This window comes from Acidobacteriota bacterium, assembly GCA_030774055.1.
In the GTDB taxonomy this organism is placed as follows: Bacteria; Acidobacteriota; Terriglobia; order Terriglobales; family Acidobacteriaceae; genus JACPNR01.
The window spans coordinates 19,135-42,536 of sequence record JALYLW010000120.1 but is presented as its reverse complement, the minus strand read 5'-3'; the positions used below and the strand labels follow the sequence as shown (position 1 = coordinate 42,536).

The following is a 23,402-nucleotide window of genomic DNA, read 5'->3' as shown; positions in this document are numbered from 1 at the left end:
CGTCTCCCATGCTCGAGAAAGTCCTGCAACTCCTCTCCATCACCTGCCGGCATAGCCGGACGTCGCAGCCATTTACCGCCTTCACCGCCGCCGCCACTTCGCCGAGCGCGTCGTGGGACCCCGTCGGACTCGGATCATCGCACTACGTGGTCTGTTTGGGGTGTGGCAAGAGGTTCACCTACGACTGGGACCATATGCGCGTCGTGCGCTAGCTCCGTTTCTAGGGTGCCATGCCGCGGTCTTCGCGGTCGGTCTCATCCACCTCGATCGCATCGGCGGGCACAGCCTCGCTCGGAATCTCCGGCGCTGTCGCCGGTTCCCGCCGCCGCAGCAGCATCGTCAGCAGGTCGGAGCTCGTTACCCACAATCCCGCGGCCACCGCCGCGGCCCACGTGAGGGTGACCACGGCGAGGTTCAGCACGTCTGCGAGGCGGGTGCCATCCAGATAGACGAACTTCGCCAGGCCGAATCCAGAGGCCGCGGCCACGCCCGCAGCGAACAGCGCCTTCATCAAGCCTCCCCAGGGCAAGCGGGTCAGGGGGACGACCTTGCGGGTGGATAACAGCAGCGCCAGCACCACGGTATGCAGCACAATGCCGATGTCAGACGCGATGGCGAGGCCGACCACGCCGTAGCGCGCGAACAGCGCCGAGTACACCGGCAATGACGCTACCGCGATGATGGTGCCGGCGACCATGGGAGTCAGCGTGTTCCCTGCCGCGTAGAAGGCGCGTGCATACAAGCCCTGCGCCGCCCAGAACGCGAGCGAGAGGGCGAAGCACATGAAGAAGAGAGCGGTCTCGCGCGCGTCCGAGATCTGGAAGTGTCCGCGGCGGTAGACCAGGTCAACCAGCGGGAAGGCCGCAGCCGCCATCCATGCACTCGCCAGCAGCGCGAGCGCGGTCACGCGGTAGACGGCGCCATTCACCGTGGCGGAAAAATCATCGTAGCGCTTCTCTCCCCAGAGCCGCGCGAAGAAAGGCAACGAGGCCTGCCCGGTCGCCTGCCCCAACACCGCGATGGGCACCGCGAACAGGCGCTTGGCATAGTTCAAGCGCGTGATGTCCCCAGCGCCGCCCGAGGCGAAGAAGCGCAAGATCCATTCGTCGGCGGTGACGAGCGAGACGCCAAGCATCAGCGGGATGGTCAGCGCGACCCAGCGGCGGAAGCCGGGATGCGAGACATCGAAATCGAGCGAGAAGCGCAGCCCGACCTTGGCCGCGCCGATGGCGTTGATGAGGAATGGTCCGGCGACGGCGCCCGCCACCGCGCCGACTGCGAGTGACGCGATGCCCATGCGGGAAGACAGCAGCACGCCGCCCAGGATGATGCCCAGGTTGTAAAGCAGCGGCCCGAGCGCAGGGTAGAGAAACAAGCGGCGCGACAAGAGCACGGCTGAGACCACGCCGCCCACATAGAAGAAGATCTGCGCCGGCAGCAGGATGCGCGTGAGGTAGACGCACTGCGCCATCTGCTCGGCGGAGAACTTGGGAAACATGAGCCGCACGATCTGCGGCGTGAACATCTCGGCGATGGCCACGCCCACCAGCAGCACGGCAGACATCACCGTCACCACGACGTTGAACGCCTTCTGCGCCTCCGCTTCGCGGTTCTCGGCGAGATAGCGCGTGAAGATGGCGATGAAGGTGATGGAGGCGGTGCCGCCGGCAACGAGATAGTTCAGCCAGTCCGGCAGGGTGAAGGCGGCAACGTATGCGTCCGTCTGCGGGCCGGCGCCGAAGGCCCACGCGATGTACGCCTCGCGCGCGTAGCCGATCACGCGCGAGAGCAGCACCGCGAACATCAGCAGCACGGTGGCGGAGTATGCCGAGTGCTGGTGCGATGGACGCAGTAGGCGCAGCGTGCGCGAGGCTAGGTTCGGCGGGCGGTCCTCAGCCATGAAGCCGCGATTCTACAGACGCCCGTGATAAGTGGCCAGCGGTCCGCTCACATCCGCGTGCTGTTGGTGAGTGCTGCCAGCGCGCGGTTGCGTTCGTACTCGCTCTTGATGCCGTTCGCGGCCTGCAGATACGCGCTGCGGGCCGGCCCGGAGACGGCATACTTCTCGGCTGTGGTGGTCAGCACGCGCGCGCGCTCGTAGTCTGACTGGATGCTCGCGGTCGCCTGCAGCAGCCGCACCACGATCTGCTGATTCAGCGGAACGTGGTTCAGCAATCCGATGAGCGTGCGCGAGTGCTCGTAGTCGCTCTTGATGCCGTCGGCGGCGGCGAAGAACACTTCTTGCATGCTGGCGTCTACCATGCGCGCGTCGAGCATGGACATGAGCACGCGGGCGCGCTCGTAGTCCGACTTCAACCGCGCCGCCGAGTTGAGCGCCATCCGCGAATTCTCTTGCGAGAGGTTAGGGCGCTTGAGCAGCTCGATGAGCACGCGAGCATGTTCGTAGTCCGACTTCAGCGAATCGGCGCCCACGAGGAACGCCGACCGGCTGGCTTCGTCGGCTAACTCATACTTCTGCGCGACGGTCATCAGGATGCGCGCCTTCTCGTAATCCGAGCTGATCTGCCGGGTCGATTGCTCGATGGTGCGGCGCAGCGTGGCGGCGTCGAGTTTGGTGAGCTCGAGCATCTTGCGCAGATAGATCGAGGCCACGTAGTCGCTCGATATCTGGTTCACTTCGTTGAGCAGCGCATTCGGGCCGCCGCGCTGCAGGATGGCCGGCACGCGCGTGTCGGCGGAGTATCCGGTGTGGCGCTCGAAGGCGAGCAGGAAGCGCCCGAACCACTCGCGCGCGCCGGCATCGAACTCCTGCTGCTGGCCGTTGCGCCAGTACTCGTACTTCAGTGCGCCCGCCGCGGGCGTGACCTTCACGCGCCGCGTGCTCGAGCCGATGGTCTCGGTGACGTCGAAGAACCCGTCGTCCGAACCGATGCTGAGCAGCTGCGTACCTTCGGCGCTGAACACCAGCTTGCCCGCCGCGTGGATGCGCAGCGTGCACTCACCCTTGATCCACGAGCCGCTGAGCGTGTGGTAGCCGGAATCGTCGGTGTTGCTGCTCATGCTGTTGTGCGTGGTCGCGGATGTGCTCTTGCAATCGGGATCAGGGAAACCCTTTCCGCCCGGCGCCGCCGGGACCGCCGGAACGCTAGGAACTCCGGGAACTCCCGGGACGCCAGGAACGCCTTGCGCCACCGGCGTTGGCGTCGAATAGGAGAAGTCGTAACCCGAACCGGAGCCCGAGCCCGAACCGGAACCGGAACCTGCTCGCGGAGCTTCTGACGGGCGCGGCGTCGGGCCTTCCGACGGACGTGCTTCCGGAGCGGGCGCGGCATCTGGCGTGGGTGTTTCCTGCGCTTCTTCCGCGGGGGGCGCTTCGGCTTGGGTTGCGGCGGTCGCGGGTTGCGATTCGTCATAGTCCGCAGAGACGGCCGCAGCGGGCGAAGTCGGCACGACAGCGATGCTGGGTTGCGCGGGCTGTGCCGGTTGCGCGGGCTGCGCCGGTTGCGCCGGTTCATCTTGCTGCGGCTGCATGGCGGCAAGCGGCAGCACCAGCGCGGCGGCGAGCACGACCGTCCCCAGGACAGCGGCGCGAGAGAGTGAGCGACGATCGCGGCGCGGATCGAGCAGCGCGAGCAGGCGTCCTTCAAACTGCGTCTTGCGCGCCATCGCCAGCGCGACGGCGTACTCGCGCCTGGTGCCGAGCTGCGTCACGATCTCGAGCAGGTCACGCGCGTAGTCGCTGGGCTTGGCGCCGGCGGCGAGCACGAAATCGTCACAAGCTTTTTCCCGCTCCAGGCGCATCTGCCGCACCGCCAGCCAGGCCAGCGGATTGAACCAGTGCAGCGCGAGCGCGGCCTGCGCTATCAGTTGCGTGAGCGCGTCGAAGCGCTTCACGTGCGCCAGCTCGTGATTGAGCACGGCGGTGGCGCGCGCGGGCGTCCAATCGTCCGCGTCCGGCGGCAGGATCACGCGCGGATAGATGGTGCCCGTGGTCAGCGGCACGTCGATGTCATCCGACCGCAACAGTGTGACCGGGCGCCGTATACCGAGCGAGTTCGTCACGCACCGCAGCAACGCACTCCACTCCGGATCATTCACCGGCTGGGCATGGCGGATCACGCTGCTGAGCCGCGCCACGCCTGCCAGCACGCGCAGCACGAAGAACAGCGCGCCGGCAAGCCAGGCGGCGGCGAGGAGGGTGGGCCAGCGGAACATGGTCCAACGGAACATGGTCCAACGCGGGGTCGAAGACACGGGCTGCGTGGTGGAAGTCGTGGGCGCAACGGTTGCGGCGGTCTGCGGCTCGGAAGACGGAGCAAGCTCCGTCTCTACCGTTGCGGAGTCGGGGCGCCTGGCAGCCGATTTCGCCGGCGCGGCGTGAACCGCGACTCGCGTCTCAGCCGCTGGTTGCGGGCTGACTTGCGACGTCTGCGCCTGCGTGACGGGCGCAACAACTTGCGGTACGGTCGTCGCGATGGCCGGCGCAATGCCGGGCAGCCATGGCGCTGGGATCCGGGGAAGCACACGCTCGGCGAGCGGCAACGCGCACGCGGCGGTGAGACCGATGACGAGCACGAGGTGGCGCAGCGCGGCAGAGCGCCGCCGCAGCAGGCGGTCGGCGGCAAGCGCCACGCCGAGCACGATGGTGGCTTTCAGGCTGACGTCAAAGAGCAGCGCATAGGTGTTGCGCGAGATGAGTTCGACAGAAGTTGCGTCAAGAGACATGACTACCTTCCCTCCTGCTGGGCCTTCTTGATCATTGCGGCGAGGCGGCGGCGGTCTTGCGCGGAGAGCTTGGAATCGGGCAATTCGAGGAGCGCCGCCACCGCGTCTTCCGAAGACCCGCCAAAGAACGTGGTCACCAGGTGGCGCAGAGCAGAAACGCGCGCCTTCGCCGGCGTCACGGTCGGCATGTAGACATACTTCAAGCCGTCCTGGCGGTGCTGCAAGTAACCTTTATCCTCGAGCAGCCGCAGCATGCCACGCACGGCCGAGTAGGTGGGGGGATCGGGCAGCGCGGCGCGGACGTCTGCCACGCTCGCCTTCCCCAAACGGTAGATCACATCCATGATCTGCCGCTCGCGGCGGCCGAATCGGGATTCCAAGGGTGACCTCCTGCTGCTAATGGACTAGCAGATGCTAATACACTAGCAGACGAAGTCAAGCGAAAAAGGTGAGCAATATTCGCGACGTCTAGTGGTGGTGGTCCATCTGCTTTTCGAGCGACCACACCTGTTGCGGGTCGCTCTCCCACGGATACAGGTGGACCATCCAGCCGAAGACTTGCGGCATGAAGCGGCCGCCCGCGGCCTCGCACTCTTCCCTGCTGATGATGGCGCCGGCGAGGCCAAAGCGGGCATTCCTCTGGGACATTTGGGCGCGCTTCTCTTCATTCGACAAGCCCTTGGGCGGCAGGCACATGTTCACGTGTGCGTGCCACTGCGCCACCGACAGCGGGACGCGCTGCTCGAGCGCTTCCGGCGCGGCGTTCTTGGGCGCGGTGAACATCGCGCCGATCAGCTTGAGGCCGCCGCGGCCGTCGTCCTGATAAAGCAAGGACGTGGGATGTTCAGGATTGAAACGGAAGGCGGCCTCGGCCGCGTACCAGTAATTGGTGTAGTGGTACATCTTCTGCTGCTTCAGGTTGGGTGCGAACCGCTTGTAGCCATCGCGCTCGGCCACGCTCACGTCGGTGTACTTCCCGATGGCGTTGCGCGTCTGGCTCGCGATCTCGGCGGCGCGCTCGCGGTCTGCCTTCGTCGCCGGGCGCAGCGGCGTGAGCTTCATGTGCGGGCCCATGTCGATGTGGTGGTGGTCCATCTGCTGATCGGCGTTCGCGCTGGTGTGCGCGTCTGTCGGTTCGGGCCCGGCTTTGTCGCCCATGCCGTGATGATCGTGCTGCGCGTACAGCGGGACCGCGAGCATGAGGACCAGTATCAGCTTCTTCATGCCAACTCCTTATTCACTCTCACTAACCCGGTTCCGCGGCGAACGTTTCTCGCGGGAATAGGGCTTCCTCGCCCGCGGCGGGCTCGGAATGACAAAACTAAATCCGGGGCGGGCTCGGAATGGAAAAGATAAGGCAAGACCCAGGAGGAACTTACTCGTAGCGCAGGGCTTCGACCGGGTCGAGCTGCGCGGCGCGCGTGGCGGGCAGCGTTCCGAAGATGATCCCGACCAGCGATGACACCACGATGGCGATGATGGCGGACAATCCCGAGATGGGGATGCGGACGCTGGTGAAGAGGCGCACCGAGACCGGAAGCGCGAGCCCGAGGACGGTCCCGATCACGCCGCCGGCGACCGAGATGATGATGGCCTCGGTGAGGAACTGCCAGCGGATGGCGCGGCTGGTCGCCCCGATGGCTTTGCGGATGCCGATCTCGCGCGTGCGCGAGCGCACCGTGACCAGCATGATGTTCATGATGCCCACGCCGCCCACGATCAGGGTGACGGTGGCGACCAGCAGCAGCACCAGGGTGAGGGCCTGCGCGCTTTTTGCCGCGACGTCGAGCAGTTGCGTGAGGTTCTCCACGCGATAGACGGATTCCTGCCGGTGGCGCGACTGCAGCACCTGGCGGATCTGCTCGGTCGCGCGCTGCACGTCGCCGGCGTCGGCGGTGGAGAAGAATATCTGCCGCACCGCGTCGGTGCCGCTGAAGTATTTCGCGACGGTGTAGGGGATCACGATGGTGTCCGACGCCAGCTCCGACTGCCCAAACGTCTCCACGCGCTCGCGGAACACGCCCACGATCACGAAGGGGAGGTTGCTCACCTTCACCGTCTGGCCGATGGCGCCATCCACCGAGCCGAACATGCGCTTCGCGAAATCCTGCGTGACCACGGCGACTTTGGCGCGCCCGCGCGTGTCATCGTCATCGAAGAAGCGCCCGCCGAGCACCAGGAGATTACGCACCACTTGATAATCGGGCGAGACCCCAAGGATGAGGATGTCGCGCTCCTTGCCGCCGCCGACGGCGATGCGATCGTGCATCTCCGTCATGGGCGAGGCCGCCTGGATGCCCGGCACCTGCTGCTGCACCGCGGTCATATCGTCCACGGTGAGCGGATCAGGCGCGGCATTCGACGTGACGCCGTTGCCGCCGCCTTCCTGATACGCGTAGATCATGTTGGCGCCGATGGCCTGGATCTGATTCATGATGTACTGCTTGCCGGTCAGGCCGATGGTCGTTACCAGGATGAGCGAGGCTGTGCCGATCACCATGCCGAGCGCGGTGAGCGCGAACCTCACCTTGTTGGTGCGGAAGGTGTCGTAGGCCACCTTCATCGTTTCGGTCATCAACAGCGGGCCTTCCATAGCTCTAGGTTAGTGGCCGCGGAGGGTGGCGGCAAGTGCGGGAGGAAGAAAGCAGAAAGCGGGACGCATTCGCGTCCCGCTCGGTCATTCGGCGCCAAGGCTTGCTAGACGATCGCGGTCCGGATCTCCGGGGATCTCGGTTGCGGCTGGGCGGCCGGCGTTTCCTGCGCGGCGAACTGTGCCGTCTCGGTGGAGCCGGCGAGCGCGGTGGTCGAAGACTGCCCGCCGGCGATGACTTGCGCCACCTCGTCGAAGTATCCGGTGCCGACGAAGCGCTGGTGCTTCACCGCGGCGTAGCCGTGCTCGCGCTCCGCCTGGAACTCGCGCTCCTGCAGCTCGGAATATGCCGCCATGCCGCGCTCGCGATAATCGCGCGCCAGCTCGAACATCGCGGTGTTCAGCGCGTGGAAGCCGGCCAGGGTGACGAACTGGAACTTGTATCCCATTTCGGCGAGGCGCGGCTGGAACTCGGCGATGGACTGCTCGCTCAACTTCTGCTTCCAGTTGAATGAAGGCGAACAGTTGTAGGCGAGAAGTTTCCCGGGAAACTTGGCGTGCACCGCGTCCGCGAACGCCTTGGCTTCCGCGAGATCGGGATGCGACGTCTCGCACCACAACATGTCCGCATAGGGCGCGTAGGCCACGGCGCGGGCGATGGCGGCGTCAATACCGCCGCGGATGCGGAAGAAGCCTTCGGGTGAGCGGGCGTCGCCGTTTTTCATATTGACGACGAAGGAACGGTCGCGCTCGTCCACGTCGCTGGTGATTAGGCCGGCGGAATCGGCGTCGGTGCGCGCGATCACGAGGGTCGGCACGCCCATCACGTCGGCAGCGAGCCGCGCCGCGACCAGCTTCTGGATGAACTCCCCGGTGGGCACCAGGACCTTCCCGCCGAGGTGTCCGCATTTCTTGACGGAAGACAACTGGTCTTCGAAGTGGACGGCCGCAGCGCCCGCTTCGATCATCGCCTTCATCAGTTCAAAAGCGTTGAGGTTGCCGCCGAAGCCGGCCTCGGCATCGGCCACGATGGGCGCGAACCAGTGGACGCCGTTCTTTCTTTCGGCGTGCGGGCCTTCGGCGTGCGGGCCCTCCGCGTGCCACACCTGATCGGCGCGGGCGAGGGCGCGATTGATGCGGCGCGCGACCTCGGGAACGCTGTCCGCGGGATACAGGCTTTGGTCGGGATACATCTGGCCGGCATTGTTGGCGTCTGCCGCGACCTGCCAGCCGCTCAGATAGATGGCCTGCAGCCCGGCCTGCACCTGTTGGATGGCCTGGTTGCCGGTGAGCGCTCCGAGCGCGTGGACATACGGCCGCGTGTGCAGCAGGAACCAGAGCCGCTCGGCGCCGAGCTGCGCGAGGGTGTGCTCGATGCGCACGCTGCCGCGCAGACGCACCACATCCGCGCCGCGGTAGGGACGTTGGATTCCCTGCCAGCGCAGGTCGGTCTTCCATTGGCGTTCCAAGAGTGCTGCCTGGCGACGCGCAGCCGTTGATCGCGCAGCCCCAGCTGCTGATGAGGTTGATGTGGAAGCCTGCATGCGCTGCCCTCCGGATGAGACGAGTGGGCGCGGGGCCGGCGCCTTGGCTTCGTACTCAGCCAACCAGTGTTCAATATGCTGAACACGACTTCAGGCGTAGCCGCAGCGTAGGGCTGGACTTCCAGGAGGTCAAGACGTATGTTCAATTCCTTGAACACTAGTTTTGTAAACCAGAGTTTCAGGAAGTAAGAAGAACAGGAACAAACCGTGGCCCGCAACGCACGTTCGACCGGAGGCGTTACCCGAACCCAGGTCGCCGAGTCCCCTTCCATCGCCGTGCATCGCGCGCTTGGCATGCTGGAGGCGATCTCGAAGTCCGGCGCCGGGCTCTCCAACTCCGAACTCAGCCGCAAGCTGAAGGTGCCCAAGAGTTCGACCAGCTACATCCTGCGCGCGCTCGAGGCCGGCGGATACGTCCGCCGCGAGCCCGATGGAAAGTATCGCCTCGGCCTGGCGCTGCTCTCGCTCTCGAGCCGGGCGATGGAATCGCTCGACGTCCGCCAGATAGCGCTGCCCATCCTGCAACATTTGGTCGAACGGAGCGGTTTGACGGCGCACCTGGCAGTGCTCGACCACGGCCAGGCCGTCTACATCGCCAAGGCCGACGCTCCCGGCTTCATCAAGATGAACACCTGGCCGGGCCGCAGGATGAACCTGCACTCCACCTCGGTGGGCAAGGCGCTGCTCGCGTGGCTTCCGGAAGAAGAAGTGCAGGGCATTCTGGGAAAAGGGATGAAGAAGTGGACGGCGCACACCATCGCCACGCCGGCGAAGCTGTTCGCCGACCTCGAGCACATCCGGCGCCGCGGCTATGCCATCGACGAACAGGAGAGCACGATGGGCATCCGCTGCGTGGCTGCGCCGGTGTTCAGCGCGCAGGGCGTGGCCGCGAGCGTGGGACTGACCGGGACGGTCACCCAGTTCCACGCCTCGGAGATCCCTCGCTTCGCCGAGATGGTAAAGGATGCCGCGCGCCGCATCTCGTTGCAGTTGGGCGGGCCGGCATCGTCGTCTGCGGTGACGCGCGGGGCTTCCTTGCATTAGACCCGTCTCACTAGAAGTCGCTGCGTCAGACCCGGCGCACTAAACGTCGCGCAGTTGTTCTTCGCTCATCCCAAAGTAGTGGCCGACCTCGTGGATGAGCGTGAGCCGGACCTGCTCGCGGATCTGCTGCTCCGTCCGGCAGACGGCCTCGATGTTTTTCTGATAGAGGATGACGCGGTCGGGCCCGCCGGGGATGGCGAAGACGCTGCGCTCGGTGGCGGCGGTGCCGATGAAGTGTCCGAGGATGAGCGTCTTCGGCGGCGCCGAGCGCGGACGCGGTGGCGAGTCGCGTTCGCGCTCGCGCTTGCGTTGTTCCATCGGGACGTCTTCCACCAGCACGACGACATTCTTCATCCGCCGGCGAAACTCCGCCGGCAGGCTGTCGAGCGCCTCCGCCACCAACTCGGTGAACTGTTCTCGCCGCATAGCAGCATTCTAAGCGTTCGCAAGATTATGCTAATCTCCCGCCGTGATGGCTGCGGCGACTGCTCCCAAACCAATATCCCGGCCGGGCGCGCGCGACCGCGTCTTCTTTAGCGGCATGGCGATCGCGATGGCGCTGGCCGTGTTCATCGGCTTTTCCCGCACTTACTTCCTCAGCTGGTTCTTTGGCACACACGCGACCGTCACCGGCGCCCCGTTCACCACCGTGGTCCACGTGCACGCGGCGCTCTTCACGGCTTGGGTCTTGCTGTTCATCGTGCAGACGGCGCTGGTGGCCACGCGGCGCGTCGCTGTTCATCGGCGTCTTGGTGTGGTGGGCGCTGCGCTGGCGGCTGGAATGATCGTCGCCGGCATCGCCATCTCGATCGCCGCGGCACGCCGCGGCGCGGCGCCGCCCGGCCTCACTCCCGAGGGATTTCTCGTGGTGCCGCTCGGCGACACCGCGCTGTTCGCGCTGTTCGTGGTCGTGGCGCTCCTGCAGCGGCGAAACAAAGACGCGCACAAGCGCCTGATGCTGCTCGCCTACACCGCTATCGCCGTCGCCGGGGTGGCGCGTATCCCGGGCGTCCTGGCGCATGGTCCGCTGGCCTTCTTTTCGCTCACCTACATCCCGGTGCTGCTCCTCGGCATGAGCTACGACTTTTTCACCATGCGGCGGGTGCATCCGGTGTATCTCTGGGGCGGCGCGCTGCTCATCTTGTCTGTCCCAGTGCGCCTCGCTCTCTCCGGCACGCAGCTGTGGCAGTCATTCGCGGGCATGCTCATGGGCAAGTAGGACGCGCACCTGGCGCGCATTGCTTTCGCGGCTGCCGAGAACAGCCCGTGGGATACAATCCGCGGCGATGTCCCCCTGCCCCAGTTGCGCGGCGGAGGTGCCGGAGGCGGCGCGGTTCTGCTCGTCGTGCGGAGCGCCAGCCAGTTCGCCATCGTCACCGACGGCGCTGCCCTCGGATGCGCGCCGGCTGCTTTCTCCGCGCCCGGTGGGCCACGTCTCGACCCCGGCGGAGGGCCGCGGCTTTGCGCCCGGAGCGGTGCTGGCGGAGCGCTTCCGCATCATCGGCCTCTTGGGCCGCGGCGGGATGGGAGAGGTCTATCGCGCCGACGACCTGAAGCTGGGCCAGCCGGTGGCGCTGAAGTTCCTGCCCCATGCCTCTTTTCAAGATGCCGCGCTGATCGACCGCCTCCACGGCGAGGTGCGCAACGCGCGCCAGATCTCCCACCCCAGCGTCTGCCGGGTGTACGACATCGGCGAGGTCAACGGCGACCACTTCATCACCATGGAGTACGTGGACGGCGAGGACCTGGCCACGCTGTTGAGCCGCATCGGCCGGCTCCCGGGAGCCAAGGCGCTGGAGATCGCGCGGCAGCTCTGCGGCGGGCTGGCGGCGGCGCACGAAAAGGGCGTGCTGCACCGCGACCTGAAGCCCGCCAATGTGATGATCGATGGCCACGGGCACGCGCGCATCACCGACTTTGGTCTCGCGCTGCGCACCGAGGAAGCGGCGGGGGACAAGTCCGGCACTCCGGCATACATGGCGCCGGAACAACTGGAGGGCAAGCCGGCGTCGGTGCGGAGCGATATCTACGCGCTCGGCCTGGTGTTGTACGAGCTTTACACCGGCAAGCCGGCATTCGAGGCCGCGAACCTGGCGGCGTGGAAGCGGCAGCACTCCGAGACGGAGCCCACGGCACCTTCCAGTCATGCGGCCGATGTGGACCCGGCGGTGGAGCGCGCCATCCTGCGGTGTCTGGAAAAGGACCCGCGCAAGCGGCCGGGTTCCGCGCTGCAAGTGGCGGCGGCGCTGCCGGGCGGCGACCCGCTCGCGGCCGCGCTGGCGGCGGGCGAGACGCCCTCGCCGGAGATGGTTGCGGCGGCGGGAGAAACCGAGGGCCTGCGCCCGGTGATCGCATGGCTCTGCCTGGCGGGGATCGTGCTCGGCGTGGTGGCCGCGGTCCTGATGAGCGGGCAGGCGAAGCTCTACCGGCGCGTCCCGCTGGAGAAGCCTCCGGAGGCGCTGGCGGAACGGGCGAAGGACGTGTTGCGCAGCGTTGGACACGCGGAGCCACCGGCGGACAGCGCGTTCGGTTTCTACGAAGGGAACGACTTCCTCCGCTACGTCAGTGAGCACGACGCCTCGAAGACCCGCTGGGACAACATGGAATATGGGCCCTTCGCGTTCTGGTACCGAAGCAGCCCGCGGCCGCTCGGCGCGCACGACTTCGCCACGGACGCTCCCACCGGAGGGGCGGTGTGGACGGATGACCCGCCGCTGGATGTTTCCGGAATGACGCTGGTGCGGCTCACGCCGCGCGGACATCTGGTGCAACTGGTGGTGGTGCCGGCGCAGGTGGAGGACTCGCCCGGAGCCGCGGTCCCGGTGGATTGGGGACAACTGTTCGTTGCCGCCGGGCTGGATGCGTCCAAATGGACTTCGGCGCAGTCCACGTGGACGCCTCCGGTTTACAGCGACACGCGCGCCGCCTGGACGGGAGCGCTAGCGGAGCGGCCGGAGATGCCGATGCGGATCGAGGCTGCTGCCTACCGGGGCAAGCCGGTGTACTTCCAATTGATCGGGCCGATGACCCGTCCCGAGCGTGAGCAGGCGTACAAGCCGACGCCGGCGGAGCGGGCCGCGCAGGTGGCTGGGATCTTTCTCCTGCTCTTGCTGCTGACGGGAAGCGCGATACTCGCCCGGCGCAACCTGCGGCTGGGCCGGGGAGATCGACGCGGCGCTTTCCGGCTGGCGACCGTGGTCTTTGCCGCCTCGGCAGTGGCCTTTCTCCTGGGGGCGCACCACGTCGCCGATTTCTACGAGTTCGCGCTCTTCTTCGCCGCTCTCAGTCTGGGGATCGCGGGTTCTTTCTACATCGGGATAATCTACATCGCGCTGGAGCCTTACGTGCGGCGGCGCTGGCCCGCTACCTTGATTTCCTGGAGCCGTTTGTTGGCCGGGGGTGTCCTCGATCCGCTGGTGGGACGCGACGTGCTCTTCGGCTGCCTGCTCTCCATCACCGGCATCTGCGTGGTGCGACTCGCCTGGTTCGTTCCCCTTTGGTTGGGCCGTCCTCCGGTGCAGCCCTATAGCGGGCCGACGTGGCAACTTCTGGGCGCCCGCGCCATCATCTCCACTCTTTCGAACGGCATCATCTTCGCCATCCTGGCTGGTCTTGCCTCCCTGGCCATTCTGTTCCTCTTCCGGACGCTGCTGCGCAAGGACTGGGCGGCCGCGGTTGCGTTTGTCCTCTTCGTTGGGCTGGTGGGCGCCACGGCGACCGGCGGCAGTATTGCCGTTGTTCTAGTGCCCCGCCTGATCTTGGCCGCCTTGGGCGTGTTCCTGCTGATCCGCTTTGGAGTGCTGGCGCTGGTGGCCGCGAACGTGTTCGACGTTTTTCTGGGAAGCTTCCCGCTGACCACGCAGATGTCGTCGTGGTATGCGGACATCAGCCTGGCGGGGATGCTGCTCATGGCCGCCATCGCCTTCTACGCGTTCTACATTTCGCTGGGTGGACGCTCACCCTTCGGGGCGTCCGACCTGGAGGAGTGAGCGGAGCCTCCCCGGAGGAGTTTGTTCGCGGGATGTATCGAGGTGTGCTGGGTTGTGGCGGGAAGCAGCGTTCTGCCGTCAGGGTCCCCACAAAAGTCCCCACATGGCTCCGCCGCTAACGACGTCGAGGATGTATTTGGTCGAGCTCCAGATTTAGCTCCACCACATTGACGCGCCCCTCGCCCAGAAAACCCATCTCGCGTCCGTGCGCGTGCTTAGAGATCAGGCTTCGCAGTTCGGCTTCATTCATTCCTCGTTCCCGCGCGATCCGAGGAATCTGAAAGTCTGCCGCCGCAACCGAGGTATGCGGGTCAAGACCCGAAGCCGACGCTGTGACCAAATCGATCGGCACCGGCGCTCCGGGATTCTCCGCCTGCACTCTAGCGAGATCGGCTGCCACCCTATCGATCAGCTTCTTATTCGTCGCTCCCCAGTTCGTTCCGCCCGAGGCCAGCCCGTCATAGCCATTCCCGGCAGCTGACGGACGCGAGTGGAAGTATTCCGGTCCGGTGAATGGCTGGCCGATGATGCGCGAACCGATGACCTTGCCGTCGCGCTCGATGAGCTGCCCGTTGGCTTGGTCGTGGAACAGCACTTGCGCCATTCCCGTGACCACGAGCGGGTAGACGATGCCGAGCAGGACCGTGGTCACGACGGTCATGAGGAACGCGATCTTGAGTTGCTCTCTCATCAGCTAACCCCCGTTACGCCAATCCCAGGTGCGTGATGATCACGTCGATGAGCTTGATGCCCAGGAACGGGGCGATCAGTCCGCCCAAGCCGTAGATCAGGAGGTTCTGCCGCAGCAGCGCTTCCGCGCTCATCGGCTTGTATTTCACACCGCGCAGCGCCAGCGGGATGAGCGCCACGATGATGAGCGCGTTGAAGATCACCGCCGACAACACCGCAGACTGCGGCGTGGCGAGACGCATGATGTTCAGCACCTGCAAGACCGGGAACGTCCCGGCGAACATCGCCGGGATGATGGCGAAATACTTCGCTACATCATTGGCGATGGAGAACGTGGTCAGCGCGCCGCGCGTCATCAGAAGCTGTTTGCCGATCTCGACGACCTCGATCAGCTTGGTGGGATTGGAATCGAGGTCCACCATGTTCCCGGCTTCCTTCGCCGCCTGCGTCCCCGTATTCATCGCCACGCCAACGTCGGCTTGAGCCAGCGCGGGCGCATCGTTCGTGCCGTCGCCGGTCATGGCGACGAGTTTCCCCAGGCTCTGCTCGCGCTTGATGAGGTCCATCTTGTCTTTCGGCGTCGCTTCCGCGAGGAAGTCGTCCACACCCGCCTCGCGCGCGATCGCGGCAGCGGTGAGCGGATTGTCTCCGGTGATCATCACCGTCTTGATGCCCATGGCGCGGAGTTGCGCAAAGCGCTCGCTCATCCCGCCTTTCACGATGTCTTTCAGATGGATAACGCCCAGCGGACGCCGGTTCTCGGTGACGACCAGCGGCGTCCCACCCGAACGCCCGATCTCATTGACGGCTTCCTGTACCTGCAGCGGAATGGTTTGACCCTGCTCCGCCATGTATTTCGCGATGGCGTCGGCTGCGCCCTTGCGTATCTCGCGGCCATCGGTGTTCACGCCCGACATGCGCGTCTGTGCGGTGAAAGGAACGAAGTGGGCATCCATGGTCGCCAGGTCGCGACCGCGCAGTCCGTACTTCTCTTTTGCCAGCACCACGATCGAGCGGCCTTCCGGAGTCTCGTCGGGCAGTGAGGAGAGTTGCGCGGCGTCGGCGAGATCGCGTTCCAGAACACCGGGCGCAGCGATGAACGCTGTCGCATGCCGATTGCCGAGCGTGATCGTCCCAGTCTTATCGAGCAGCAGTGTGTTCACGTCGCCAGCGGCTTCCACCGCGCGGCCCGACATCGCTAGAACGTTGTGCTGGATAAGCCGGTCCATGCCGGCAATGCCGATCGCCGAGAGCAGTCCGCCGATCGTGGTCGGGATCAAGCAGACGAGCAACGAGATGAGCACGAATATTGTCTGCGGCGCGTTGGAGTAGATCGCGAACGGCTGAAGCGTGACTACGGCCAGCAGAAAGATGATGGTTAGTCCAGCGAGCAGGATGTTCAGCGCGATCTCGTTCGGCGTCTTCTGCCGCTCCGCGCCCTCCACCAGGGCGATCATGCGATCGAGGAAGGTGTGTCCCGGTTCCGCCGTGATGCGGATCTTGAGCCAGTCGGAAAGGACGCGCGTCCCGCCCGTAACCGCCGAGCGGTCGCCGCCAGATTCGCGGATGACCGGCGCGGATTCTCCCGTGATGGCAGATTCGTCCACTGACGCGACACCTTCGCTCACGTCGCCATCGCCGGGGATGAACTCGCCCGCCTTGACCAGGACCACATCTCCCACTCGCAACTTCGAACCGAGAACGATGTCCTCGCTGCCATCCAGCAGGATTCGCCGCGCCATGGTCTCGGACTTCGCCTTTCGCAGCGTCGCAGCCTGCGCCTTGCCACGGCCTTCCGCCATGGCTTCCGCGAAGTTCGCGAACAGCACCGTGAACCAGAGCCAAAGTGTGATCTGCAGCTCGAAGCCGGTCCCGTGGTGACCCGCGATCACATCACGCACCAGGAACGCTGTAGTGATCACACTCCCGACCTCGACCACGAACATCACCGGGTTCTTCACCATCGTTCGGGGATTCAGTTTCGCAAACGCGTCCCCCAGTGCGTGGGAAACGATGTCCAGGTCCCACACCGGCCGCGTTGTCGTCTGCTTACTCATTGTTTTGGGAAATCATGGCTTAGAAAGTCATTCCCGCTTTCATCAATAGGTGTTCGAGGATCGGCCCCAAGCTCAGGGCCGGGAAGTAGGTTAGCGCGCCGAGGATCAGGATCACGCTGACGAGCAGGACCGTGAACGTGGCATTCGTGACCGGGAACGTCCCGAGCGACGCCGGCACCGCTTTCTTCCGCGCCAGGTTCCCGGCGATGGCCAGCATGGGGATGATCACCATGAAGCGGCCAAGCAGCATGGTGAATCCGAGCGTCGTGTTGTACCAAAGCGTGTTCGCGTTCAGTCCCGCAAACGCAGAGCCGTTGTTGCCGACCGCGGAAGTGAACGCGTAGAGGATTTCCGATAGGCCATGCGGCCCCGCGTTGTTCAGGCTCGAAACGCCGAAAGGTTTGATGGCAGAGATCGCGCTGAAAACCAGCAGCGGCAACGGCAGAACTAGCACTGCCAGCATCGCCATCTTTACGTCGTAGGCTTCGATCTTCTTGCCGAGATACTCCGGCGTCCTGCCGACCATCAGCCCCGCGATGAATACCGTTAGGACAACGAAGATGAGGATCCCGTAGAGTCCCGCGCCCACACCGCCGAAGATCACTTCGCCCAGCTGGATGTTCACCAACGGGACTAGCCCGCCGAGCGGCGTGAACGAGTCGTGCCAGCTATTGATGGCGCCGCAGCTTGCGGCTGTCGTGACGGTAGCGAACAGCGCCGAATTCGCAATGCCAAAGCGGACTTCTTTCCCCTCCATGTTGCCGCCGGCCTGCCGCGCGCTGGCGCGCTGGTCCACTCCCTGAAGCAGAGGATTCCCTTGCGCCTCGGCCCAATATGCCGTGGTCACTCCCACGAGGAACAAGACCATCATGGCGGACCACACCGCCCAGCCGTGCCGCTGTGAGCCGGTCATCCTGCCGAGCGTGTAAGTCAACCCGCTGGGGATGGCGAAGATCATCAACATTTCGAGGAAGTTTGAAAGCGGCGTCGGATTCTCGTAAGGGTGTGCGCTGTTGGCGTTGAAAAAACCGCCACCGTTCGTGCCCAGTTCCTTGATCGCTTCCTGCGACGCGACCGGCCCTTGCGGAATCGTCTGCGTGGTGACGGCGCTGCCATCCGCGCCCTTTTGCGGCTCGATGAGCTGGACCGTCGCGTAGGGATTCAGGTTCTGTACCACCCCCATCGAGACCAACGCCAACGCGCCGACGATGCAGAGCGGCAGCAGGACCCAGAGCGTCGCGCGCGTCATGTCCACCCAGAAGTTGCCGATGGTGTCCTGCTCCTTGCGCGCGATGCCACGCACGAAAGCGATAGCCAAGGCGATGCCGATCGCGGCGGACGTGAAATTGTGGTACGCCAGTCCGGCCATCTGGGTCAGGTAGCTCATCGTTGTCTCAGGAATGTATGCCTGCCAGTTCGTGTTCGTCGTGAATGAACCGGCAGTATTGAAAGCGAGATCGGGAGCGACCGCGCCGAGTTTTTGGGGATTCCACGGCAAGAATCCCTGTACGCGCTCGATGGCATAGAGCAACAACATCGAGACCACACTGAATAGCAGCATCGCAATGGCGTATTCCGTCCATCGCATCTCGCGTTTCTCGTCCACGCCGGTCAGGCGATAGAGCAGGCGCTCGACGGGTTGCAGCACCGGATCGAGGAATGTCCGCTGCCCGGAGAACACGCGGGCCATGAACACCCCAAGCGGCTTCGTCACCGCAAAGACGGCAAGAACGTAAAGGGCGATCTGGAGCCATCCATTCGCGGTCATGGCTAGAACTTCTCCGGTCGCAGCAGCGCAAACGTGAGATAGCCCATCAACAAAACGCAGATCGCGAGGATGATCAGGGTTTCGAGAGACATATCCCCTCAGCGAATCCGTTCACAGAAACGCACGTAGCCGAGCGCGAGCGCGAAGAATGCCAGCGTTGCGCCGATGAAGATGAGATCAGGCATCACTGCCTCCCACTTCTGAATGTGCCGTCGAAGGTGAAGATGGTGCCGAAGATGAGCAGGTTCTGCGTTGGTTTCAGGCGCGGGATACCGGGCGCTGCATAGCCATCGTCGAAAAACCCGCCCTGCGGACCGCGCGAGTCGTCTATCCGATGCTCAAGGCGCAGGATAGTGTTCACCTTTCGGACAGGAAACCTGTACTCGACCGTAGTCGTCAGCGCTTTGACTGTCTGCTTTGCCAGCGTCCAGCGACCTTCGCTATCCCACGCAACTTCGGGCCGCGCCGCGAGTGCCCAGCGCTTGGTCACCTGCCATTTCACCGGCAACTGGGCTGACACCCAGGCTGCCTGCGGTTCGCCAAGCGTCGCCACCTTTTCGGTGGCACCGATAAACTCGAAGGCGACGGTCACCGGATCGCGCTTCCACTCCAGGATGGTGTCGCTCAGGTAGCGCCAGAACTCGAATGACGTTTCCGCCTGGTGTGGCCCCATGAGGCCCGTCTGCTTGATGGTCCATTGCGCAGTGGGCTTGTAGGCGATCTGTCCGCCAAAGCTCGGCACTGCATTCGCGTCGGCGAGATGCCAGTACCCGTTCACGACGAAGCCCGCGAGCGTGATTTTGTCGTTCACCGGATAGCTCGCATTCACGCCCAGCATCAAGTAGGGCGTGAAATCCGCTCCCCACGGGCGCGTGTAATTGAGATTGTCTTTCGCATAGAGCGAGTCGTATCCGATCAGACTGCTGAAGATGCCGCCTTGGATAGTCAGGCCCTTCCCGACCGGCGCGAGGTACGAGACATTCGCAGGACCGAGGTGACGGAGGGCTTCGGCCACTTCAACGCCTCCAAGAACCGGGGCGGTCGCAGAGTAGCCGAAGATCTCTGTGTCTTTCCCCGCTTGCGCCGTTAGCTCCACTCCCCAACGCGATTGCTCCGTCGGCTTCTTTCGCAGATAGGCCGCAGCCATATTCACATCCCCCTCATTTACGTGGAATGTTGTGCCGCGGCCGCGGAATAGATGATTGACCGGATAATTGAAGTCGTGTAGATAACCGACATCGATGAAACCGCCGTATTCCCAAGTCGAGGTAGTGTCATTGGCCGGCTGGGTTGAGGGAGCGACCGGAGGCTGGTCCTGGCTATGGACCGTCAACGAGCAGCTAAGAAGCAATCCGAATAGTCCGAGGAACACCCGCCGTTTTGTGTTGCCCTGCGCCTGTTCACCCTCGGTACGGTGGTCTCTCATGGTCAACTTTCGTGCGGCGGTAAAACTCAAGACCGGATCTCGCTCTCGGGTGATCTGTAAACCATATTGGATTTCTTGCCGGAGGTCTCGCGGATCAGGGCGACGAGGAACCAGATCAGAAAGCCCTCGCCGCAGACCAGCACCACGATCTCAAATATTAACGCCATTGGGATTCTCGCCTTCCTTGCTCCCAATGACGATTAGATAGTCCCGCCCGTAAACATCGGCTAAAACGAAAATAAACAATCCATAAACGGGAAAATGCCGCGATTCATCGACACGGGCTTGTTCCTCAGTGACAATAGGCGCGATGGCGAAGACGCCCGAACAATGGCTTCATGAAACGGGGCACAAGCCCAAGGAAGCGATCTTCAAGCTATTTCTTGGCTACGCTCCGGGTGTGGGCAAGACCTACAGCATGTTGAGCGAAGCCATCCGTCGCCACGAGCGCGGCGAAGACGTGGTGATCGGCGTGGTGGAAACGCATGGACGCAAGGGCGTCGCGGAACTGGTGACCCAGCTAGAGACCGTGCCCCGCCGCAAGCTGGAATACAAAGGGACAGTCTTCGAGGAAATGGACGTCGATGCGATCCTGGCGCGTAAACCCCAGGTGGCGGTGGTCGACGAGTTGGCGCATACCAACGTGGAAGGCAGCAAACACCGCAAGCGCTACGAGGATGTCTTTGAGCTGCTCGATGCCGGCGTCGATGTGGTGTCGACGATGAACATCCAGCATCTGGAGAGCGTGAGCCCGACGGTCGAGAACATCACCGGCATAAAGATCCGCGAGACCGTTCCCGATTGGGTATTGCAGCGCGTGCAAGAGGTCGTGATGACGGATGTGACGCCCGAAGCGCTGCAAACGCGGATGCGGCGCGGCGATATATATCCGAAAGAGCGCACGGAACGCGCGTTGGAGAATTTTTTTAAGACCAAGAACATCATGGCGCTCCGCGAACTTGCCCTGCGGCATGTAGCTCAGGTCGTCGATCGCAGCCTGGAACCCTACCTCGACAAGAATCAGGGACTGCAAAGCGGCGTCCGCGAGCGGATCGCGGTCTGCATCAGCTCGAATCCGGCGGCGCAGCACTTGATCGCGCGCGGCGCGCGCATGGCGCACGGCATCGACGCCGAGTTATACGTCGCCTACGTCGAAGTTCCCGCGGACACCCTCGACGAGAATCAGCGCACCCTCAGTGCGAATATCCGCTTCGCGCAGGACCTGGGGGCGACGATCGTGCGTCTGCCCCCCGGCGACGTCGCCGAGCGAGTCGCGGAATTTGTGCGCGACAAGCACATCACACAGGTCATCTTCGGTCACTCCGCGACCAAAGGATGGCGGCGCTATCTCTACATGTCTGCGTTGCACCGCTTCCTGCGCGATGCTCCGCCGGTCGACGTTCATATCGTCTCGCAGGAAGCGTCATGAGTGCGGAAACGCGGAGTCCTGAGCCAAAAGATCGGCGGCGCATCCTGGTGGTGGACGATGAGCCGCAGATCACCCGTGTCTTGCGAACCACTCTTTCGTCGCGCGGTTACGACCTGCGGGTGGCGAATGATGGCGAGACGGCGCTGGAGATCATGAAGGATTGGACCCCCGATCTCGTCATCACCGATCTTGGTATGCCGAACATGAATGGACTTGAGCTGTGCAAACACATCCGGGCGACGACGCAGCTTCCCATCATCGTGCTTTCGGTCAAAGGCGAAGAACGGACCAAGGTGCAGGCGCTCGATGCCGGCGCAGATGATTACGTGACCAAACCCGTCGGAATGAATGAATTGATGGCGCGTGTGCGGGCGAATCTGCGCCGCCAGCCGGTTGCAGAAGCGCCGAATGTGATCGAGGCCGGGGACCTTCGCATCGAGCGCGCGGGGCGGCGAGTGACGATTCGCGGAGAAGAAATCAGGCTGACGCCGAAAGAGTTCGATGTCCTGGTCTATCTCGCGCAGCAACCGGGTAAAGTGGTCACCCATCGCGCGCTGCTGGGCGCGGTGTGGGGCGGCCAGAGCACAGAGCAGATCGAGTACCTGCGTGTCTTCATCAACCGGCTCCGCAAGAAGCTGCAACCATCGCCAGACTCTCCCCGTTACATCATCACGGACCCTTGGGTCGGCTATCGCTTTGACTCAGGCGCGGCGAGAACAGCATGAGAGTCGGCCAGGTGATCTTCCGCCTCACGGTGTGCGCCGTGAGCGTGGCAGCCGTCGTATTCTTGTATCGCGAAGTCATCCCTGCCAACCCAACCACCGTCGCACTCACGTACCTGCTGATCGTCCTCGGAGTATCGGCAGCCTGGCGATTGCGCTATGCAGTGGTCACCGCAGTGCTTGCCACAGCCTGCTTCAACTTCTTCTTTCTGCCGCCGATCGGCACGTTCACCATCTCCGACCCTGAGAATTGGGCGGCGCTGCTGGCATTCCTTATCGCGGCTGTCGTGGCGAGCCAGCTCGCAGAACGCGCGCTGAAGAATGCGGACATCGCTAACCAGCGCCGCCGCGAGGTGGATCGGCTGTATGCGTTCAGTCAGCGGCTTCTGCTTACCGAGAATGCGAGCGAGTTGCTCAACAAGATCCCGGCCTACATCGTGGAGATCTTCGGCGTCTCGACTGCGGCCCTGTTTGTTGCGACGCGGCGAGAGCTGTATCGATCCTCTCCCGACGCGCTTGCGCTGGACACACAGAAGCTACAGACGACGAGCCTTCGAGGTGAGGCGGAGAACGATGTCGAAGCCGGAGTCTGCATCGCGCCGGTCCGCATCGGCGTGCAGCCGGTCGGCAGCATTGGCGTAAGTGGCGGGTCGCTCTCCCTCCAAACACTTGAGGCGATCGGTAGCCTGATCGCCATCGCGATCGAGCGCGTTGCCGCGATCGAGAAACTTAGCAAGACGGAAGCGGCTCGACAGAGCGAGCGCCTGCGGTCCGCCCTGTTGGACTCTGTGACGCACGAGTTCCGCACACCGTTGACCTCGATCAAGGCGTCCGTCACCGGCCTGATCTCGGATAGCAACCTGTCGAGTGCAGACCGCTCGGAGCTACTGACGGTGATTAACGAAGAAACCGATCGGCTAAACCGTCTGGTGGGCGAAGCGACCGAGATGGCGGCGCTGGACGCGAGCGAGGTCGAACTGCAACTTGAGTCGCGGCGGATCGGAGAAGTGATCGAGATCGCGTTAGAGGAATATGAGCAACGCCTGAAAGATCATCCTGTCGAAGTTCACCTTGCCCCGGACCTTCCATCCGTTCGCATGGACGCGGCGCGGATCAAGGAAGTGCTTCTGCAATTGCTTGAGAATGCCGCTAAGTATTCTCCGCCCGGCTCGCCGATCAGCATCACCGCCGAGACCAAGGATCGGCAGCTGGTGACCAGCGTTGCCGATCGCGGCGCAGGCATCGACGACTTTGAGCAGTCGATGATCTTTGACAAGTTCTATCGCGGCCAGCAGCAGCGCGGCCATAGCCCAGGAACGGGAATGGGACTCTCCATCGCGAAGGCCATCATCGAGGCCCACAACGGAACGATCTCCGCGACCAGCCAACTAGGGCATGGCTCTGTTTTTAGTTTCAGTCTGCCGGTCTGACTCGTAGGCAACGGGGACGACCGCTGG

General features: G+C 64.0%; 20 protein-coding genes. 7 read left to right on the top strand and 13 right to left on the bottom strand.

Annotation, left to right across the window (positions count from 1 at the left end; all coding sequences use genetic code 11):
• Positions 1-212, top strand: a 212-nt coding sequence (locus M3P27_10095) for a hypothetical protein (protein ID MDP9268655.1), incomplete at its 5' end; no start/stop codon positions are given.
• Positions 213-220: 8 nt separating this feature from the next.
• Here the strand turns inward: M3P27_10095 and murJ are convergent.
• The 6 genes from murJ to aceA form a co-directional block, all read right to left on the bottom strand.
• A complete protein-coding gene (murJ, locus tag M3P27_10090; protein MDP9268654.1) occupies positions 221-1,900 on the bottom strand; it encodes a murein biosynthesis integral membrane protein MurJ in 1,680 nt (559 codons plus the stop codon).
• Between the two features lie 47 nt (positions 1,901-1,947).
• The gene (locus M3P27_10085; GenBank protein MDP9268653.1) at positions 1,948-4,686 is read right to left on the bottom strand and encodes a hypothetical protein; all 2,739 of its coding nucleotides are present in this window, start codon (positions 4,684-4,686) and stop codon (positions 1,948-1,950) included.
• Between the two features lie 2 nt (positions 4,687-4,688).
• Positions 4,689-5,066 carry a BlaI/MecI/CopY family transcriptional regulator gene (locus M3P27_10080; protein MDP9268652.1) on the bottom strand — a complete coding sequence of 126 codons (378 nt, stop codon included), beginning with the start codon at positions 5,064-5,066 and terminating at the stop codon, positions 4,689-4,691.
• Between the two features lie 88 nt (positions 5,067-5,154).
• Entirely contained in the window at positions 5,155-5,910 is a 756-nt protein-coding gene (locus tag M3P27_10075) for a hypothetical protein (protein ID MDP9268651.1), read from the bottom strand.
• A 151-nt stretch (positions 5,911-6,061) separates the two neighbouring features.
• Complete coding sequence (locus M3P27_10070; GenBank protein MDP9268650.1) at positions 6,062-7,279, bottom strand: ABC transporter permease; 1,218 nt, start codon at positions 7,277-7,279, stop codon at positions 6,062-6,064.
• 104 nt (positions 7,280-7,383) lie between these two features.
• Positions 7,384-8,820, bottom strand: coding sequence for an isocitrate lyase (aceA, locus tag M3P27_10065; GenBank protein MDP9268649.1), 1,437 nt, complete (start codon positions 8,818-8,820; stop codon positions 7,384-7,386).
• A 207-nt stretch (positions 8,821-9,027) separates the two neighbouring features.
• Between aceA and M3P27_10060 the strand changes: the two genes are divergently transcribed.
• Entirely contained in the window at positions 9,028-9,864 is an 837-nt protein-coding gene (locus M3P27_10060; protein MDP9268648.1) for an IclR family transcriptional regulator, read from the top strand.
• A 39-nt stretch (positions 9,865-9,903) separates the two neighbouring features.
• Here M3P27_10060 and M3P27_10055 read toward each other — a convergent pair whose 3' ends face one another.
• Positions 9,904-10,290: a metallopeptidase family protein gene (locus tag M3P27_10055; GenBank protein ID MDP9268647.1), complete on the bottom strand. Its 387-nt coding sequence runs from the start codon at positions 10,288-10,290 to the stop codon at positions 9,904-9,906.
• A 46-nt stretch (positions 10,291-10,336) separates the two neighbouring features.
• On the opposite strand from M3P27_10055, the gene M3P27_10050 reads away from it, so the two are divergent.
• Together M3P27_10050 and M3P27_10045 are read left to right on the top strand one after the other, a co-directional pair.
• Complete coding sequence (locus M3P27_10050; protein MDP9268646.1) at positions 10,337-11,083, top strand: hypothetical protein; 747 nt, start codon at positions 10,337-10,339, stop codon at positions 11,081-11,083.
• 67 nt (positions 11,084-11,150) lie between these two features.
• Complete coding sequence (locus tag M3P27_10045; GenBank protein MDP9268645.1) at positions 11,151-13,853, top strand: protein kinase; 2,703 nt, start codon at positions 11,151-11,153, stop codon at positions 13,851-13,853.
• Between the two features lie 115 nt (positions 13,854-13,968).
• Here M3P27_10045 and kdpC read toward each other — a convergent pair whose 3' ends face one another.
• The 6 genes from kdpC to M3P27_10015 form a co-directional block, all read right to left on the bottom strand.
• Positions 13,969-14,544 (bottom strand): potassium-transporting ATPase subunit KdpC, encoded by a 576-nt coding sequence (gene kdpC, locus M3P27_10040; GenBank protein MDP9268644.1) that lies wholly within the window; start codon positions 14,542-14,544, stop codon positions 13,969-13,971.
• A 13-nt stretch (positions 14,545-14,557) separates the two neighbouring features.
• On the bottom strand, positions 14,558-16,600 hold the full coding sequence (gene kdpB / locus M3P27_10035; GenBank protein MDP9268643.1) for a potassium-transporting ATPase subunit KdpB: 2,043 nt from the start codon (positions 16,598-16,600) through the stop codon (positions 14,558-14,560).
• Between the two features lie 19 nt (positions 16,601-16,619).
• The gene (gene kdpA, locus M3P27_10030) at positions 16,620-18,368 is read right to left on the bottom strand and encodes a potassium-transporting ATPase subunit KdpA (protein ID MDP9268642.1); all 1,749 of its coding nucleotides are present in this window, start codon (positions 18,366-18,368) and stop codon (positions 16,620-16,622) included.
• Between the two features lie 2 nt (positions 18,369-18,370).
• The gene (gene kdpF, locus M3P27_10025; GenBank protein ID MDP9268641.1) at positions 18,371-18,460 is read right to left on the bottom strand and encodes a K(+)-transporting ATPase subunit F; all 90 of its coding nucleotides are present in this window, start codon (positions 18,458-18,460) and stop codon (positions 18,371-18,373) included.
• A 92-nt stretch (positions 18,461-18,552) separates the two neighbouring features.
• Positions 18,553-19,824 carry a porin gene (locus tag M3P27_10020; GenBank protein ID MDP9268640.1) on the bottom strand — a complete coding sequence of 424 codons (1,272 nt, stop codon included), beginning with the start codon at positions 19,822-19,824 and terminating at the stop codon, positions 18,553-18,555.
• Positions 19,821-19,961: a hypothetical protein gene (locus M3P27_10015; protein ID MDP9268639.1), complete on the bottom strand. Its 141-nt coding sequence runs from the start codon at positions 19,959-19,961 to the stop codon at positions 19,821-19,823. The genes M3P27_10020 and M3P27_10015 overlap by 4 nt, the downstream gene beginning before the upstream one ends.
• Positions 19,962-20,104: 143 nt before the next feature.
• Here M3P27_10015 and M3P27_10010 point away from each other — a divergent pair, with 143 nt between their 5' ends.
• Genes M3P27_10010 through M3P27_10000 form a run of 3 tightly spaced genes read left to right on the top strand, consistent with a single transcriptional unit; the run spans position 20,105 to position 23,375 of the window.
• Positions 20,105-21,223, top strand: a complete 1,119-nt coding sequence (locus tag M3P27_10010; protein MDP9268638.1) for a histidine kinase — start codon at positions 20,105-20,107, stop codon at positions 21,221-21,223.
• Entirely contained in the window at positions 21,220-21,948 is a 729-nt protein-coding gene (locus M3P27_10005) for a response regulator transcription factor (protein ID MDP9268637.1), read from the top strand. Before M3P27_10010 ends, M3P27_10005 begins: the two co-directional genes overlap by 4 nt.
• Entirely contained in the window at positions 21,945-23,375 is a 1,431-nt protein-coding gene (locus M3P27_10000; GenBank protein MDP9268636.1) for a DUF4118 domain-containing protein, read from the top strand. The genes M3P27_10005 and M3P27_10000 overlap by 4 nt, the downstream gene beginning before the upstream one ends.
• Positions 23,376-23,402 lie beyond the last annotated feature (27 nt).

Excerpts from the sequence above, each read along its gene's own strand:
- murJ (MDP9268654.1), bottom strand. The coding sequence starts at position 1,900 with ATGGCTGAGGACCGCCCGCCGAACCTAGCCTCGCGCACGCTGCGCCTA.
- kdpC (MDP9268644.1), bottom strand. The coding sequence starts at position 14,544 with ATGAGAGAGCAACTCAAGATCGCGTTCCTCATGACCGTCGTGACCACG.
- M3P27_10070 (MDP9268650.1), bottom strand. The coding sequence starts at position 7,279 with ATGGAAGGCCCGCTGTTGATGACCGAAACGATGAAGGTGGCCTACGAC.
- M3P27_10005 (MDP9268637.1), top strand. The coding sequence starts at position 21,220 with ATGAGTGCGGAAACGCGGAGTCCTGAGCCAAAAGATCGGCGGCGCATC.
- M3P27_10010 (MDP9268638.1), top strand. The coding sequence starts at position 20,105 with ATGGCGAAGACGCCCGAACAATGGCTTCATGAAACGGGGCACAAGCCC.
- M3P27_10085 (MDP9268653.1), bottom strand. The coding sequence starts at position 4,686 with ATGTCTCTTGACGCAACTTCTGTCGAACTCATCTCGCGCAACACCTAT.
- aceA (MDP9268649.1), bottom strand. The coding sequence starts at position 8,820 with ATGCAGGCTTCCACATCAACCTCATCAGCAGCTGGGGCTGCGCGATCA.
- M3P27_10000 (MDP9268636.1), top strand. The coding sequence starts at position 21,945 with ATGAGAGTCGGCCAGGTGATCTTCCGCCTCACGGTGTGCGCCGTGAGC.
- kdpA (MDP9268642.1), bottom strand. The coding sequence starts at position 18,368 with ATGACCGCGAATGGATGGCTCCAGATCGCCCTTTACGTTCTTGCCGTC.
- M3P27_10075 (MDP9268651.1), bottom strand. The coding sequence starts at position 5,910 with ATGAAGAAGCTGATACTGGTCCTCATGCTCGCGGTCCCGCTGTACGCG.
- M3P27_10055 (MDP9268647.1), bottom strand. The coding sequence starts at position 10,290 with ATGCGGCGAGAACAGTTCACCGAGTTGGTGGCGGAGGCGCTCGACAGC.
- M3P27_10015 (MDP9268639.1), bottom strand. The coding sequence starts at position 19,961 with ATGGCGTTAATATTTGAGATCGTGGTGCTGGTCTGCGGCGAGGGCTTT.
- M3P27_10045 (MDP9268645.1), top strand. The coding sequence starts at position 11,151 with ATGTCCCCCTGCCCCAGTTGCGCGGCGGAGGTGCCGGAGGCGGCGCGG.
- kdpB (MDP9268643.1), bottom strand. The coding sequence starts at position 16,600 with ATGAGTAAGCAGACGACAACGCGGCCGGTGTGGGACCTGGACATCGTT.
- kdpF (MDP9268641.1), bottom strand. The coding sequence starts at position 18,460 with ATGTCTCTCGAAACCCTGATCATCCTCGCGATCTGCGTTTTGTTGATG.
- M3P27_10050 (MDP9268646.1), top strand. The coding sequence starts at position 10,337 with ATGGCTGCGGCGACTGCTCCCAAACCAATATCCCGGCCGGGCGCGCGC.